This window comes from Lentzea kristufekii (genome assembly GCF_033949925.1).
GTDB lineage: Bacteria > Actinomycetota > Actinomycetes > Mycobacteriales > Pseudonocardiaceae > Lentzea > Lentzea kristufekii.
The window spans coordinates 35398-51022 of record NZ_JAXAVV010000023.1; the positions used below are offsets into that span (position 1 = coordinate 35398).

The window sequence follows — 15625 nt, forward strand, 5'->3', positions numbered from 1 at the left end:
GGGCTTTTCCGGCCTGGGGGTGCCGGATCGCCCTGGCGACCAGCTCGAGCGCCAGCGGCCAACCACATTGTTGAACGTACAACCGGACTGTTGTGTTCCGGTCGGCTTTGACTGTGACCAGGCTCAATTCCTTCAGCCGGCCTTCAGGTTTCCTTCATTTTCGGCCGGGTACGTCACCGGGCGTGACAGCACGGCTGCCGACGATCACGAGCCTCGCCGAGCTCACCGGCTTCATCGGCGAGGACGTCTATCTGCGCTGGTCGAAGGGTCCGGAAGCCGACGCCGCCTCGACGTCGCGCGACTCGCTGACCGGCGTGGAGCTCCCAGGTCTGTCCGCGAGCCCGTTGCGGGTCGAACCGTGGTGGGACGACCGCTCGCGAGAGCTGTGGGTGGCCCGCCGCCTGTTCGACTACCGCCACCTGCGCGACCTGCGCGGGCCTGACGTCCGCGCGTGGGTGCTGCGGGGCACCGAGGTGGGCCGCGGCCCGGACAACGAACCTCTGGTCCGCTGCCTGGAGCCGCTCGCCTGGGTGGCGGACAGCGCACTGGAGGAGTGCTCGGCGCTGGTCGACTCCCAGCACTCCGACGAGTGGGGACCGCTCGACCGCTCTAGCTCAGGTCGTTGAGCTTGCGTTCGGCGGCCTTGCGGGCCTTCTCCGCGGCGCTCGTGACCCGCTTCGCGTCCTCCAGCCGCTCTGCCGCCCGGTCGAACGCGCGCTGCGCCGCCAGCTGGTCGGCCTGAGCCTCGCCGAGGGCCTGCTCGGCCTCGTCCAGCGCCTGCTGCGCCTCGGCCCGCTTGCGTTCCTGCCGCTCCCGCCGCTTGCGCGCCAGCGCGTCCTCGCCGTCCTGAGCCGGCTCCGGCGTGGGGAGCGCGAACCCGAACCCCGAGTACTCCAGCGCCTTGGTCAGGTGCCCGGCGCGCACCTGCTCGGCGGACTCGGGGTCGGCCATCGCGGCCGTCAGCGTGTTGCGCACCTGCGTGACGGCGTCGTCCGCGAGCGGCCCGGTCAGCTCCAGCGTGCGGTAGACCAGCGTCTCCATGAGCTCTTTGCGCTTGCGGCCCAGCTCGCGCATGGTCAGCTGCGCCGTGGAGAGGCCCAGCGCCTCCTCCAGGCCCTCAGGGGCGTCCCTGACGAGCTTGTTGACCGCCCAGGCGCCCACGGTGGGCTTGCGGAGCTCTGCGATGGCCTTCGCCAGGTCCTTGTCGTCGGCCTGCTTGGCCGCGGCGTTGCGGGCCGCGGTGAAGTCCTTCGGAGGCAGGCCGTAGAGCTCGTCGGCGACCGGCTTCAGGTCCATGGGCGCAAGGTAGCGCCTGATCGGTCCTCAGTCCTGCTGAATGATCCGGAGCATGTCCATGATGGGGTGATCCGCCTCGAGGACTTCGGTCGCGATGGCCTGCACACCCAGCAGAAGATTTTTTGCCTGCTCATGCTCTCCGCTGCGGCGGAGGGCGAATCCGAGCTTGGTGCTGGCGAACAGAGTGAGCGGATGGTCGGGACCGGACGTGCTTCGATGCCCGTCCAACACCCGTTCGAACGCCCTCCGCGCTTCGTCGACACGGTCCAGTCCCAGGTACGCGTCACCTAGTAGCGACAGGGTGCCGAGCGACGGCCTCACCGCGAGACACTGTTCAAGCAGTACAGCCGCGTCTTGCGGACGCCCGGCGAGCAGGTACGCGGCGCCGAGGTCATCCACTGTCGCGGCGAGGGCATCAGTGTCGAGCGGCTGGCCATGCCACGCTTCCAGGGCTTGTTCGAGCACGGCGACTGCCTCGTCCGCCTGGCCGAGTTTGATGCAGCACAGGCCGAGGGCCCTCGCCGTGGCGAGCGTGCTCGGGTGCTCCGCACCGAGTTCCCGCGACGGGTCACGAGGTCGATCCGCAGCTGGGACAGGAGTTGGTCCGGCGCGACCCAAGTGTTGACCGATGCCATGTGGCGAGACCGCAGGAGGAACTCCTGGTCGTCACCGAGCCGGGCGACGCAGTCGGCGTACACCTCAGCCGTGAGCGCATCTGAACGGGCGAAGTCCTCGATCGTGCTCAGGAAGGTCGTTGCCCACCAACGCATGGTGAGCACCGCCTTGGACACCTTCGTGGACGTGGTCGGGTCGGTGTTCTTCCACAGCGCCTCGACCTGCCGGATGAGTTCGTTACCGAACTGACGATGCTGCCAGGCATCGCCCACGAGTTTGATCTGGTCGAAAAGCAGTGTTGTGGCGATCTCCACCCCGCTGCCCAAATCGCGGATCACACGCTGCACCAGCCGGTGCATGAGCACGGACGAGTCTCCGGCAAACTCCACCAGCGACGCCTCGTGCAGCTGCACCAGCTCGTCGTCGGCGGAGTCGCCCAACACCTGCCGCGACACGCCATCCGGTGACAGCACCGACAACACCCGCACGAGCTCGCTGTCCTGGAAGGGCTCCAGCGCCAGCAGGATCGCCGTGGCGGCACCGACGGGATACGGGTCGCCGTCACGCCGGCTGAGGTGTTTCTCCGCTGGATACGCCCGGAATTTCTCCAGGTACTTCGCGAAATCCCAGCGGGCGGCCCTGATTCGTGACGCGGCCTGGGCGAGCGCCAGTGGCAGGTGCCCGACCTCGGTCGCCAATTCGGCAGCACCGGCGTGATCGTCGAGTCCGGTGGTCTCGCACAGAAACCGTTCCGCGTCCTCCGGCGCGAAGACGTCCACCAGCACCTCGTGCCCGATCTGCGATCCGCGCCTGGTGCTGGTGATCACCACCTGGCAGCGGCCGACGGACGGCAGGTGCGGCCGGATCCCGTCCAGTGACACCACGTTGTCGAACACGAGTAGCGCCTGCTCAGGCCGCGTCTGCAGGTGGTTGCGCACCCGCGCAGCCGTGACCTCGGCACTGTCCTCAGGGCGGTACAACCCCAGCCGGTCGGCCAGCTCCACCAACCCGGCCCTGATCTGGTCGGGGGTCTCCGCCCCGATCCAGGCCACCAGCCACCCGTCCGACACCCGCTGCCGGGCGTAAGCCGCGGCCAGCTGCGTCTTGCCCACCCCGCGCCGCCCCGTGACAACGCACACGGGCTCGCTCAACAACTGAAGCGCCGCCGGCGTTTGGAAGTTGGGTGGCTCGTGCGGGATCAGTCCGGTGACCACCTGGTCGGCAGGCAGGACGGGCAGACCGCGGTATTCCGCCCGCACCGGCATCCCGCCGTCCTGGTTTCGCACCGAACAATGCTAGGCCCAGCGATCGGGTAAACAGGATGGAGACATGCACACCAGGTGGAGATGGGTCCTGTTCGGCCTCGGCGCTGCCGTGGCCGCGATCGGTCCGCTCGCGGCCGCGGGCGGCCCCTGGTACGGCTACGTCTTCGGCGGCCTGTGGTTCCTGATGGGCGGCACGGTGGCGTGGCGGACCTTCAAGATGGGCACCAAGGTCACGAGCGAGGGCATCACGTCGAACGGGCTCGACCGGCAGGTCACCGTCGAGTGGTGTGACGTCGAGGTGATCGAACCCGCGCGCAAGAGGAACCTGATCTTCTTCCACACCATCGCGCCCACGGCACGACTCCGCCGGGGCCGGCACGCGCTGACCGAGCTGAGCCTGCTCTCGGTCAAGAAGGACTCGGTGCCCGAACGGACCGCGAAGCACGTGACGGAACTCCAGCGCGCACTCGACGCACATCGCGCCCACTGTCCGGCGTGCGGAGCGCAGCCTAAAGTGCTCGCCACCCCGCAGGGGATCGTCGGCCGCCTGCGGGCGAGATTACGTGAGCTAATGGGCGGAAATAGCGATCAGTCCATCGCCTGATACCGGGATCTCGTTACACGCCAACACCGTTCACCGTTGACACCACCTTGACATTCCCCTCCATCAGCTCTTGACTGGAGGACGGTTGCTCGTTCCACGGCAAGAGATAAACGCGCAGCACTAAAAGCGCGCCCTTTCAAGCCGCTGAACAGTCCAATGTGGATCTGCGAATTAGTCCGGTCCGACGATTGCCCCTCGCGAGGCGAAGAGATGTGCTTCGGAGCACTCTTTACCCCACGAAGGGCACATGCGCCGTGAAGAACTGGAGACGCCGCACCGGAACGGTCTTGCTGACCGCGGTGTTGGGCACTACCGGGTTCGGCTTCGCCGCCACCCCTGCCATCGCGCAGAACGCACCGCAGCAGCAGCCGGCCGCTGACAAGCAGCTGGACAAGCAGGACCGGGCGCTCGTCGACCAGGCGGCTCGCGAAGGCAAGCCGACCGTCGACCTGCTGGTCGCCGCCGAGGACGGCAAGACCGACGCCGCGGTCAACGACCTCAAGGCGCTCGGCGCCACGGTCCAGAAGACCGAGAAGGACGTCGACTACGTCAAGGTGACCATCCCGCGGGAGAACGCGGCCAAGGCCGCCAAGCTGGCCTCGGTCAGCACCGTGGACGTCGACGGCCTCGTCGCCCTCGACGACCCGCGTCCCGAAGGCATGGAGCAGCCCGCTCCACAGAAGGCGCCGGACTCGAAGACGCCGCGCGTCAACCCGTACATGCCGACGAAGGACACGCAGGCGGCGCAGTTCGCTCTCGCGAACCCGAAGTGGGACGGCCGCGGCACCACGATCGCCGTGATCGACTCCGGCGTCGACCTCGACCACCCCGCGTTGTCGACCACCAGCACCGGCGAGCGCAAGATCGTCGACTGGTTCACGGCCAACAACCCGGCGTCTGGTGACGGCACCTGGGTCACCATGACCAAGACCGGCAAGGCCGGCAAGTTCACCGAGGCCGGCCGCGAGTGGACCGCGCCCGGGACCGGTGGCCCCTACTCGTTCGGTCTCTTCAGTGAGATCGCCGGCGATCTCGGCGGCCCCGGTAGCGAGGTCGGCGGCGACATCAACCGCGACGGTGACCGCCTCGACTCGTGGGGTGTCATCCAGGACATCACGACGAAGGAAGTCTTCGTCGACACCGACGGTGACGGCAACTTCACCAACAACAAGCGGATGATCGACTACAAGGTCAAGCAGGACGTCGGCTACTTCGGCACCGACAACCCCGCGACCCCGGTCATCGACCGCATGGCGTTCGTCGTGCAGACCGACAAGTCGGTCTACGACAACAACAGCACCCCGTACGTCAACCTCGGCCTCTCCGCCGGTGCGCACGGCACCCACGTCGCCGGCATCACCGCGGCGCACAAGCTGTTCGACGGCAAGATGGCCGGTGCCGCGCCGGGTGCGAAGCTGATGTCCATCAAGGCCTGCCTCTCCACGCCGGCCTGCACCAGCTCCGGCCTGATCGACGGTGTCCTCTACGCCGCGCGCAACGGCGCCGACGTCGTGAACATCTCCATCGGTGGCCTCCCCGCGCTCAACGACGGCAACAACGCCCGTGCGGAGCTCTACAACCGCACGATCGACGAGTACAACGTCCAGCTCTTCATCTCGGCCGGAAACTCCGGTGCGGGCGCGAACACCGTCGGCGACCCGTCGGTGGCGACGAACGCGGTGAGCGTCGGTTCGTCCATCACCAAGGAGACCTGGCTCTCCAACTACGGCTCGACGACCGCGCAGAAGCAGAACCTGCACGGCTTCTCGTCGCGCGGCCCGCGTGAGGACGGCGGCTTCAAGCCGAACATCGTCGCGCCGGGTTCGGCGATCTCCACCACGCCGCGCTGGCAGGCAGGCGGCCCGGTCGCGGGCACCTACGCCCTCCCCGCCGGTTACGCCATGTTCAACGGCACCTCGATGGCCGCCCCGCAGGCGACCGGTGCCGCCGCGCTGCTCGTGAGCGCGTTCAAGGCCACGCACGACGGCCAGCGGCCCACCAGCGCCGAGCTGCGCTACGCGATCCAGCGCAGCGCGAACTTCGTGAGCACCCTCGGTGCCTACGAGCAGGGCGCGGGTCTCTTCAACACCAACGCCGCGTGGACGCTGCTGGACAAGCACTCCGTGCCGGACCAGGTCACCACGTCCGTCGCGGTCAACACCGTCCTCAGTGGACTGCTGGCCACCCCGAACGTCGGTGTCGGCATCCACGACCGTGAAGGCGTGACCGCGGGCCAGGAGTACACCCGCACCTACACGCTGACCCGCACCACGGGCCACGACGACGAGACGTACAACGTTTCCTGGAAGGGCAACGACGGCACGTTCACGGCGCCGAAGAAGGTCGACCTGCCGCTGAACAAGCCGGTCCAGTTCGCCGTCAAGGTCAAGGCCAAGACCGCGGGCGTGCACAGCGCCGTCCTGCAGCTCGACAACCCGGAGACCCCCGGCGTCGACGTGCAGACTCTGAACACCGTGTTCGCGGTCGAGAAGTTCAGCGCCGCCAACAAGTTCTCGGTCACGAAGTCCGGCACGATCGCCCGCAACCAGTCGACCAGCCTCTTCGTGGACGTGCCCAAGGGCACGACCGCGCTGAAGGTCGACATGAACGCCGGTGGCGCCGAGGCGGGCAAGGGGCAGGTGCGTTTCCTGCGCTACACCCCGCAGGGCACGGCGGCCGACTCGACCAGCTCGCTCAACTGCTACAACCCGGACGCGGGCGCCGGATGTGCCGGTGGTAGCCCCACCAGCCGCACGGTGGCCAACCCGATGCCGGGCGTCTGGGAGATCGTGGTCGAGGCGCGCCGCACCTCCGACGCCGCTGAGGCGCCGTACTCGGTGACCGCGTCCGTGCTCGGCACGACGATCAGCCCGAACCCGGACGTCATCGCGTCCGGCACGCTGGGCACCCCGATCGAGCGCTCCTACACCGTCACGAACACGCAGGCCGCCTTCAGCGGCCGGCTCGCGGCGGGCGCCGTCGGCAGTGCCAAGATGGTACGTCCGACGATCGCGAACCTGGAGTCCCAGCAGTACCCGATCGTGGTTTCGGCCGGCGCGTCGAAGCTCACCGTCACGATCGGCAACCCCGCCGACCAGGGCGCTGACCTCGACCTGTCCGTCTACAACTGCACGTCGGGCAGCTGCGTCCTCGCCGGTCAGGCGGCGGACGCGGACTCCGAGGAGTCGGTGACGATCAACAACCCGGCCGCCGGCAACTGGGTCGCCCTGGTGGACGGCTACGCGGTGCCCGCGGGCACCACGGCGTTCGACTACTTCGACGTCTTCACCTCGGCCGGTCTCGGTACGCTGTCCGTCACGGACAGCAACGCCGACCGCGCCGCCGGTGCGTCGTGGAACGCCACGGGCGTCATCACGCCGCTGGGCCAGCCCGCAGCCGGCCGCGTGCTGCGCGGTGAGCTCGAGGTGCGCACGGCGGACAACACCGTCGTCGGTGGCGGTGCCGTGATCATCCAGTCGGTCAGCTAGCAGCTCGGTAGTACGCAGAAAGCCCCAGAATCCACGAGATTCTGGGGCTTTCTACGGTTCGGGCAGCTTGTTGCCGAGCGGCTCGTCCAAGTCCACCTTGGACACGCCTTTGATCAGATGCGCGTCTTCCACCTTGTCGACCGGCATCTCGGCGCGCAGGTAGCCGATTCTGGGATCCCGCGACTCGACGGTCGCGCCCAGCCTCTCCAGTGCCTGCTCGACCTCCTCGTCGCGTCCCGGCTGCACGGAGATCATCAGTGGCACTGTGAGGTGGCCGTCGCGTTTCGCCTGCTCGACCCGGAGCTTGTCCGGTTTTGCTGAGGACACGGTCGGCACCTCCGCCATGGGCACGGCTGGAGACCCGTTCGTACCACAACTGCCGAGAGCCAGCGCGCAGAACGCGACGGCGAGCGGTCTTCTCATGCGTCTAGGACGGAACGGCCTCAGCGGGCGGTTGCAAAGATCTCGGCCAGGACTTCGGGATGCGTCACGTGAGCGATGTGACCTGCGCCTTCGACGGTGACCAGCTTGCCGCCCGTGTCGCGCACGACGTCCCGTGCGGCCGGTCCGAAGAGACGGTCGGTGTGCTCGCCGACGACCACGGTGACGGGGATCGACAACTTCGGCGGCTCGTAGCGGTAGCCCATGACCGCCTTCAGCTCGTGCACCGTCGTGTCGAGCAGGTCCTGCGCCTGCAGCCACCGCTCCGGATCCGTGTCGCGGAAGACGGGCTCGCCCGCGAGCTCGCTCACCATGATCTCCAGCGCCAGGTCCCGGTCGCCCCTGTGCACCGCCTCTTCGAACCTCTTCACCACCGTCTCGTCGAGACCGATCGCCGGCTCGTACAGCACGAGTGCTTCGAGGTCGTCCCGTTCCTGGGCTGTCAGCAACGCGATGAGCCCGCCGTAGCTGTGCCCGATCAGCGTCGGCCGTTCGTGCCGGTCGAGCACCGCGTGCAGGTCGTCGATCTCGGTGCGCAGGCCGTAGCCGGCGGGCAGCGGCACGCCGCCCCGCCCGCGCCGCTCGGGTACCTCCGCGGGCTCCAGCAGGGCTTTGACCTGGTCCCAGTCGGCCGCTCTGGCCTGGGCACCGTGCAAGATCACGTTCATGCGGCCGACCGTAGGCCTTGACATCAGTGTCAAGGTCAAGGCGTGTTGATCGGTGAACTGGCCGCCGAGTGCGGCGTCTCCGCCCGCTCGGTCCGCCACTACGAGAAGTGCGGTCTGCTCACCGCGGAGCGCTCGCCGAACGGCTACCGCGTGTACTCCCCGGCCGACGTCGAGACCGTGCGCCGCATCAAAGCGCTGCTCAACGTGGGCCTGCCCGTCGCGACCATCGCATTGCTGCTCCCGTGCGTCGTGGACGCCTCACCGCGTCTGGACCCGTGCGTGGACCTGATGGCGACCCTGCGCGCCGAGGTGGCCCGCCTGGACGCCCAAGCAGCCGAGATCGCCCGCTGCCGGCGCCTGATCGCGAACATCGTGGACCGCTCTACCCCTTAGGTCCCGCAAACGCTTGCTCGCGCAGCGCCCCGTCGAGGCTCTCACCGAACACCCGAGCGTCCGTGTGCTGGTCGCCGGTGGGCTGAGCCTTCTTGACCCCGGTCACGGCCTTCGTCCTGACCTGCGGCAACGCGCCGCCGTGGTAGCGCTGCACCCAGTCCACCAGGTGCTCGCGCGTCAGGCATCGCAGGTCCCAGAGCTTTCCGGCATCAGCGGCACTCACGAGCGCACGCAACCGCACGAACCCCTGCGTGGCCTGCGTGACCTGCAGAACCGACACCCGCCCGTCCCACAGGTCGCTACCCTCCAGCATGGACCGCATCTCCTGCCGCATCGCCTCGACCGGCACCGTCCAGTCGAGATCGAGCTCCACGGTCCCGAGCAACGCCGACTGCGTGCGCGTCCAGTTCTCGAACGGCGTCTTGAGGAAGTACGAGGTCGGCAGCACCATCCGCCGGTCGTCCCACAGGTGCAGCACCACGTACGTCAGCGTGACGTCCTCGACCCGCCCCCACTCGCCCTCGACCACCACGACGTCGTCGAGCCGCACCGCGTCGCTGAACGCGATCTGCAGCCCCGAGATCAGGTTGCCCAGCAACGACTGCGCGGAGAACGCCGCCACCGCACCGATGACCGCGGCAGAGGCCAGCACGGTGGACCCGACCGCCCGCGCGCCGGGGAACGTCATCAGGATCGCGCCGACCGCCAGCACACCGATGACCACCAGCACCAGCCGCCGCACCAGCGTGACCTGCGTGTGCACCCGCCGCGCATGCCGGTTGTCCGTGACATCAGTGCGAATCCGCGACAGCGAAACGTCCACAAGGGTGCTGGTCAGCGCGGCCAGCAGCCACGCTCCCGCCAGGATCAACACGATTCCCAGCACGTGCAACGTGACCGGGGCGTCGATCGGGTACGCGCTCAGGCTTATCTGAGCTGCCAGCAGCGCGCCGAACACCTGGCCGGGCCGGTACATCCTGCCGCTGAGGGTGAAGCGGCGGACCAGCCGGTGGATCACCTCCACCGCGAGCAGTGCGAAGGCCACCGAGCAGCCCATGACGACGAAAAGCACTGTGCCTCCTCCCGTATCAAGAGCGGATACCCGGCGTCTGGGGAGGGGAACACCATGAACCATCTCACGAAAACGGGCGGACAGCCGCAGCTGCCCGCCCGTTCCTCTTACCAGGTCAGAGTTCTGCCCTCGGAGGGAAGTCGTTCACCGCCTCAGCCAGGTACTCGGCCAGTCGTCCGTGGTAGGCGTCGTTGGGCATCCCGTTCGTGAGGTACTGCGCCGCCACCTTGCTCGCGTCCCCGGAGTCGCGCACCGCCGCGTCGAAGTCGACGATGTGGTCCGCGTCGTAGTTCCGGTAGTTCGTCAGCATGTCCGCGTTGAGCTGTTGCCGCTGCACTTCTCGTGGGTCGCCGGCCGCGAGGCCGAGCGGCGGGATCGTCGTGAGCACCACGTGCAGCGCCGTGCCGTCCTGCCTGAGTTGCTTCTTCAGGCCGGTGCGGCTGTTGATCAGGTCCGTGAGCGAGGCCCGGACCTGGTCGGCGGGCACGCCGCGGAGGAGTTCCGCGCTGCCCAGTGCGACCAGTGCCGTTCGGGCGTTGGCCGAGCTGAGCACGGACCGCTCGATCTCGGTCTTGTAGTCGGGTCCGAGCAGCACACCGGTGTTGGGGAACGGCGCGAAGTCGGGCTGCTGGTAGCTCAGGAGAGCGTCGTTGACCGTCAGCACCCGCTGGTGCGCCCGCACGTCGGAAACGTTGCCGTTGAACCAGTTCACGTGGTTGGACGCGCCGGACAGCGAGCGGCCGATCACGAACTTCCCGTTGGCGGCGAAGGGGATCACGTCGTAGATCGCGCCCTGCAGCTTGCCGTTGACGTACAGCTTGGCCGTGCGCGTCTCGGCGTCGAAGGTGCCCGTGAGGTGCGTCCAGTCCGTTGTCGCCTCGTCCCACGAGGGCATGTCCCGCACCCACGGGCTCGTCGTGCTGTCCGAGCCGCGCAACGTGAAGATCCAGCGTCGCGTCGTCGGCGAGTAGTGCAGGGCGAACCCGTCGGCGTTGGCGCCTTCCTGGCTCACCGCGGTCTGCGCGGTGGTCAGCGACCGGGTCTTGACCCAGGCGGACACGCTGAAGTTCCTCGTGGTGTCGACGACCTTGCCGCTGGTGGCCAGCGCCGCGCCACTGCCGCTGAGCAGCACGCTGCCGTTGTGGTCCGGTGAGAACGTGACGTTGCCGGTAGCCGTGGCGGGAGCGGTCCCGGCGGAGTCGCGTGCCACGGTGCCGCTGCCGTCGTTCAGCTTCCACCTGCCGACGTCCGGCACACCCGCGCGGCTGGCGTTGACCAGGCCGCCGGGCAGCACCTGCCCGACCGAGCCCAGCTTGCCGGGGAGGTGGTCGACCCAGGTGTCGCGCTGGGCCGTGCCGGGAGGTGCGGTCGCCGACAGCGAGTCACCCAGCACCACCACGGTGCCGGCGCCGGCGTCCGCGGTGGACACGTCCACCGCGGAGACGAAGTAGCTCCCGGTCAGCGTCGTCGTGAACGGCGTGCCGGTCGTGTCGGCGACGTTGTTGTTCCAGGCCAGGAAGGTCGGCGCGGAGGCACCTCCGTGCACCGCCGCGAGCGTGGTGCCGGTGGGGATGTAGGTGCTGACGACGAGGTTGCCGTTGCCGCCGGGCATCGCGATCGGGTCGCTGTAGATCTCCGCGCCCGCGTTCAGGGTGACCGAGGCGTTGCCGGAGAACTTCAACGCGGTGGGCGCCGCGGTGGTCGCCGCCTCCGTGCCCGACTGCGCGGCCACCGAGGCCGCGCCGATCTGGAGCGGGGAGTCGTTGCCCACGTTGGAGAACTTGACCCGCACCTGCGCGCCACGCACGGTCGGCTTCAGCACCGTCCGCAGTGTCCGGTCGGTGAACCAGTGACCGTCCGGTGGCACCACCGCCCCGTCGGCAGGGGCCGCCCAGGTGCCGACCCAGCCGGCGTCCACCGGCCTGGGCGCCATCGCCAGGACGTGCAGCGCGGTCGAGATGACGCCGGGTGCCAGTGCCGCGCCGGAGTTCGGCAGGGTGATCGACTTCAGCGTCTTGTTCGGGTCGGTGGGCAGGAACACCGGCCGGATCACGGGCCGGCGGGTGCGGTCGACGGTGCTGAGGACCTTCCAGTACGGCAGCACGATCTCGTCCGTCTGCAGGGGCGCAGCGGTCCAGTCGCCGACCTTCGGCATCGTCGGGTCCGAGGTAGTGCCGTCGGTGTAGGTGATCGTGGCGTTGCGCGCCGCGGTCTCACCGGCCGTGCTGAGCACCAGCAACCCCACCGAGTTCGCCTTCACCTGCTGGGCGGCGGGGAAGGGGATGGTCTGGCCGATCGCCACGACGTTGTCGTTGCCGGTCGCCGGGTTGCGCGCGGGCATCGTGAACGTGGCGCCGTTGACGGACAGGACCGATCCTGGGGCGAGCCCGGCAGCGGTCATGGCCTCGGTGGACAGACCGGAGTTGACGTAGTCCAGCGCCGCGGTCGGACCGGCGTCGTTGCCGATGCCCCTGTTGTTCATGGCGTCGGTGAAGCTGGCCGTCGTGACGTTGTTGATGGGCAGGAACGTCAGGTAGTCGAGGCCGATCCGGTAGCGGGCGTGGGTCGAGGCCGGATCGGTCCCGACCGCCGTGAACGTGATCCTGTGCTTGCCCGCGGTGAGGTGCACACCGTTGAGCGGCACGAACTTCGCGACGGCCGCGGGGTCGTAGCCGTTGACGGGTGTCGTGTCGGTCCTGCCGATCGGCCTGTCGTCGATCTTCACGCTGAAGTTGCCGTAGTGGAACGCCGCGGTCATGCCGAGCCCGACGGAGTAGTCGGCCTCGATCGGGGTGCTGAACTCCAGGGTGAACGACTTACCGAGCTCGTCGTTGTCGAAGCGGCGCTGCGCGTTGCTGTTCCAGGCGGGACCGCAGCAGTCGGGCATGTGGTCCAGCGGCTTGTCGGTGGCGACGACCGGCATGACCTCGGCGTCGAGCTTGACGGTGGGCGAGAGTTCGAGGAAGTCGAACCCGGTCTTGAAGGTGGTCGCGGTCGAGCCGGGTTTCTTGTTCATGGTCACCTTGAGCCGGTGCCATCCTTCGGTCAGCTGAACGCCCGCGAGTTTCTGCTTGTCATATCTGGACGTCGTGGAGTTCGAGACGAACGGCTTGCTCACCAGGGCGCCGTCGAGGGCGAAGGTGAGCTGATCCGGCCACGCGGTCGTGCTGTTCATCAGCCCGGCGATGATGTCGTAGTCACCGTTGGCGGGTACTCGGAACTCGAAGGTCACCCACGCGCCGTCGGTGGTCGACTGCATCGACAGGTACTTGCCGCCGGAAGCCGCGGCGTCCGGGACGAAGCTGAACTCCATCCCCTGCGACTCCGGCGAGTACACGTCAGGGGTGTTCTCGAACTCGTACTTCGCCGTCGGCGCCGGCGTGACGAACGAAGGTGACACGTAGAACTCGAACGCCTGCGATTCCGGTGACAGCTTGTGGGCTTCGTCGAAGCTGCGCACGTGCAGGGTGTGCCGGCCCGGCGAGAGGCCGGACGGCACGGTGATGGTCGCGGAACCGTTGGTCGTGCCCACCCAGCCGCCGTTGGCGAACGTCCTGTTGTAGTCGCAGTCCGTTGTGGACGGCGCGACCTCGGTGCCGGCACCGGCGAAGGTGTAGGTGAAGCCGGAGATGTACTTGCCGCCGTTGGAGTTGAAGGTGAACTTGCCCGGCTGGTTCTGCGGTCGCGACCAGTAGCCGCCGACGTAGTCGTCGCTCTTGATCGTCGGAACCTGGGTGATGGGTGTGCCGCGCACGTAGAAGTGGGTGTGCGGCGACTCGTCCGACCAGAGGTAGTACCCGGCGTTGCCCGGGTAGATGTTCCGGCCGTACGACTTGTACTTGTACAGGCCGTCGATGAGCGTGTTGTCGCTCGTGAAGCTGCCGACCGAACCGGACGAGATCTCCGGTGGCACACCGGTCTTGGCGACGGTGGTCCCGTCCGCGTTGATGATCTCGTGGAAGAGGTGGAGGTTGAGCGCCGGGTTGTTGCTGTCCTCCATCGTCGACGAGACGGTGGGCTTCGAGTCCGGCGTGCGGATCGAACCGTTGCAGATCACGGCGTTGCTGACCGAGTACGGCTTCGGGTTCTGCGGCCGGAACGAGAACTTGATGTCGAGGCGGGGGTTGTTGCCGAACCGCTTCCAGTGGTCCATCGTGTCCTCGTTGCCGGGAGCGCGCAGACCGAGGTTGAGCCACTGGTAGTCCCACCTGGCCGCGTCCCTGGCGACGCCCTCGACCTCGAACTCCACCTCACGCGCGCCGCCGCACTGGTCGCCGACGTTGGACCACTTCGTGTCGATGTCGGTCGTGCTGGCAGGCCCCGGCCACCTCGTGCCGGAGTTGATGCCGGAACCGATCATCGCGACGGTCGGTTCCGAGGTGCAGCCCATCGCGGTGTGCGCCTGGGTGACCCAGAAGCCGGCGTCGAAGATCGTGGCCTCGTAGCCGAAGCGGTGGTTGAGCTCGCTCACGGGGAAGTCGAAGTAGGACCGGGCCTTGAAGCTGCTGCCACCGCAGCTGCTGTCGCGGTACCTGTCGCAGTAGCCGACCTTGGCCCAGTCACCGGTGTTCCAGGTCTGCCAGCCCGCGCTCGTGACCGTGATCCAGTTCGTCCGGTTCTTCGAGAGCGGGGGGTCGATGTAGACGGGGTACCGCACGTCCGGCCCGGTCAGTGCACCGGGGGCGGGCTTGATCTCCACCTCCGTCGCGCCGTCGCCGGCAGGCTTGGCGGTCACGTCCAGCTTGGAGATCTTGCCGTTGGAGGGGTCGATGCCCTGCACCGAGCCCGGCTTGCCGGCCTTGGAGGAGTCCCACATGATCGGCGACGAACCGCCGAACGCGACGTTCCCCTTGCTGTCGCTGGCCTTCAGCAGATCGTCCGATTCGGACAGCTGGACGCCGTCGCCGGAGAGGCGGTACTTGATGCGGGTCAGTTCGGGGTTGGCCGCGGCCTCGGCGTTGTGCACGACGAGGACGTGCGAGTAGCCGAGGTTGTTCGCCTTGACCTTGAGGTCGACGCCGGGAAGGACGCCGGGGTACGTGGCGGAGTCCCCGTCGATGACGGGTGTGGGCAAGCGCTTGTCCCAGTTGAGCGAGACCGACTTGTCGCCGTCCTTCAGCGTTGCGAGCGGGCCGTCGCCGCCGCCGGAGAACGTCAAGTCCGAAGTGGACGCCTTGGGTGCGATCTTGCCATCCGCGTGCCGCACCAACGAGTTGTCCGTGGCGGTCCACTTCCCGTCGCGCTTCACGCGCACCGGTTGGTTGTGGACGCTGAGGGTCATCGTGCCGTCCGGGTTGGCGCGCACGACGGAGTTCTCCGTGGTCTTCTCGGAGATCTCCACCGGCTGACCGGTTCGCTGAGCCTCGGTCGCCTCGGTCGCCGCGTTCGTCTCGCTTTGCGGTGCGGCGGCGGGCTGCGGAGCGGCGGGCTCGGGCCGGGGCGCCGCCGTCGCGGGCTGGGTGAGGCTCAACACCGTCGCTGCCGCGGCGAGCACGGCAACGGCGAGCCTGGCTCTGGACCGTCTGGCACAGATCGATCTTGGACGCACTTGTACAACCCCCAGGTCTGACCGGCTCGCGAGATGCGGCCGCGGCGCACGATAACTCCGCCGAGTCCTCAAAGGCCAGAGGGATGTTGGCCACTCGGGTGACGCGGCGAACAACATCTGAAATGCATCTTCCCGAACCGCCGGTCGCTGGCTTACAGTCCCCGTCGCGGTGCTCCGTGCGGGGTACCAGTGCGCTGGGGGGTGTACGTGTTGGACGGAGATTTCGCGCGTGCTG

General features: G+C 68.2%; 13 protein-coding genes and 1 pseudogene. 7 read left to right on the forward strand and 7 right to left on the reverse strand.

Going from position 1 to position 15625, the window contains the following annotated elements; genetic code table 11:
- Positions 1-182: 182 nt before the first annotated feature.
- Positions 183-626 (forward strand): DUF6098 family protein, encoded by a 444-nt coding sequence (locus SK571_RS35555; protein ID WP_319988487.1) that lies wholly within the window; start codon positions 183-185, stop codon positions 624-626.
- Here SK571_RS35555 and SK571_RS35560 read toward each other — a convergent pair.
- From SK571_RS35560 to SK571_RS46485, 3 genes and pseudogenes are all read right to left on the reverse strand, one after another.
- Positions 610-1296 (reverse strand): hypothetical protein, encoded by a 687-nt coding sequence (locus SK571_RS35560; RefSeq protein ID WP_319988488.1) that lies wholly within the window; start codon positions 1294-1296, stop codon positions 610-612. The genes SK571_RS35555 and SK571_RS35560 overlap by 17 nt on opposite strands.
- Before the next feature lie 27 nt (positions 1297-1323).
- A complete protein-coding gene (locus SK571_RS35565; RefSeq protein WP_319988489.1) occupies positions 1324-1617 on the reverse strand; it encodes a tetratricopeptide repeat protein in 294 nt (97 codons plus the stop codon).
- Positions 1618-1653: 36 nt separating this feature from the next.
- Positions 1654-1914, reverse strand: a pseudogene (locus SK571_RS46485) (tetratricopeptide repeat protein); the annotation flags it as partial.
- An 87-nt stretch (positions 1915-2001) separates the two neighbouring features.
- On the opposite strand from SK571_RS46485, the gene SK571_RS46490 reads away from it, so the two are divergent.
- From SK571_RS46490 to SK571_RS35580, 5 genes are all read left to right on the forward strand, one after another.
- Positions 2002-2160 carry a hypothetical protein gene (locus SK571_RS46490; RefSeq protein ID WP_406602083.1) on the forward strand — a complete coding sequence of 53 codons (159 nt, stop codon included), beginning with the start codon at positions 2002-2004 and terminating at the stop codon, positions 2158-2160.
- A gap of 2 nt (positions 2161-2162) precedes the next feature.
- The gene (locus SK571_RS46495) at positions 2163-2378 is read left to right on the forward strand and encodes a hypothetical protein (RefSeq protein ID WP_406602084.1); all 216 of its coding nucleotides are present in this window, start codon (positions 2163-2165) and stop codon (positions 2376-2378) included.
- A gap of 262 nt (positions 2379-2640) precedes the next feature.
- Complete coding sequence (locus SK571_RS46500) at positions 2641-2997, forward strand: hypothetical protein (protein WP_406602085.1); 357 nt, start codon at positions 2641-2643, stop codon at positions 2995-2997.
- A gap of 243 nt (positions 2998-3240) precedes the next feature.
- On the forward strand, positions 3241-3780 hold the full coding sequence (locus SK571_RS35575) for a hypothetical protein (RefSeq protein ID WP_319988491.1): 540 nt from the start codon (positions 3241-3243) through the stop codon (positions 3778-3780).
- 254 nt (positions 3781-4034) lie between these two features.
- A complete protein-coding gene (locus tag SK571_RS35580; RefSeq protein ID WP_319988492.1) occupies positions 4035-7268 on the forward strand; it encodes a S8 family serine peptidase in 3234 nt (1077 codons plus the stop codon).
- A gap of 51 nt (positions 7269-7319) precedes the next feature.
- On the opposite strand, the gene SK571_RS35585 is transcribed toward SK571_RS35580, so the two are convergent.
- Positions 7320-7691, reverse strand: coding sequence for a hypothetical protein (locus SK571_RS35585; protein WP_319988493.1), 372 nt, complete (start codon positions 7689-7691; stop codon positions 7320-7322).
- A gap of 20 nt (positions 7692-7711) precedes the next feature.
- Positions 7712-8377 carry an alpha/beta fold hydrolase gene (locus SK571_RS35590; protein WP_319988494.1) on the reverse strand — a complete coding sequence of 222 codons (666 nt, stop codon included), beginning with the start codon at positions 8375-8377 and terminating at the stop codon, positions 7712-7714.
- Between the two features lie 42 nt (positions 8378-8419).
- Between SK571_RS35590 and SK571_RS35595 the strand changes: the two genes are divergently transcribed.
- Positions 8420-8770 carry a MerR family transcriptional regulator gene (locus SK571_RS35595; RefSeq protein WP_319988495.1) on the forward strand — a complete coding sequence of 117 codons (351 nt, stop codon included), beginning with the start codon at positions 8420-8422 and terminating at the stop codon, positions 8768-8770.
- Here SK571_RS35595 and SK571_RS35600 read toward each other — a convergent pair.
- Positions 8760-9842 carry a mechanosensitive ion channel family protein gene (locus SK571_RS35600; RefSeq protein WP_319988496.1) on the reverse strand — a complete coding sequence of 361 codons (1083 nt, stop codon included), beginning with the start codon at positions 9840-9842 and terminating at the stop codon, positions 8760-8762. The genes SK571_RS35595 and SK571_RS35600 overlap by 11 nt on opposite strands.
- Before the next feature lie 115 nt (positions 9843-9957).
- Positions 9958-15336: a LamG-like jellyroll fold domain-containing protein gene (locus SK571_RS35605; protein ID WP_319988497.1), complete on the reverse strand. Its 5379-nt coding sequence runs from the start codon at positions 15334-15336 to the stop codon at positions 9958-9960.
- Positions 15337-15625 lie beyond the last annotated feature (289 nt).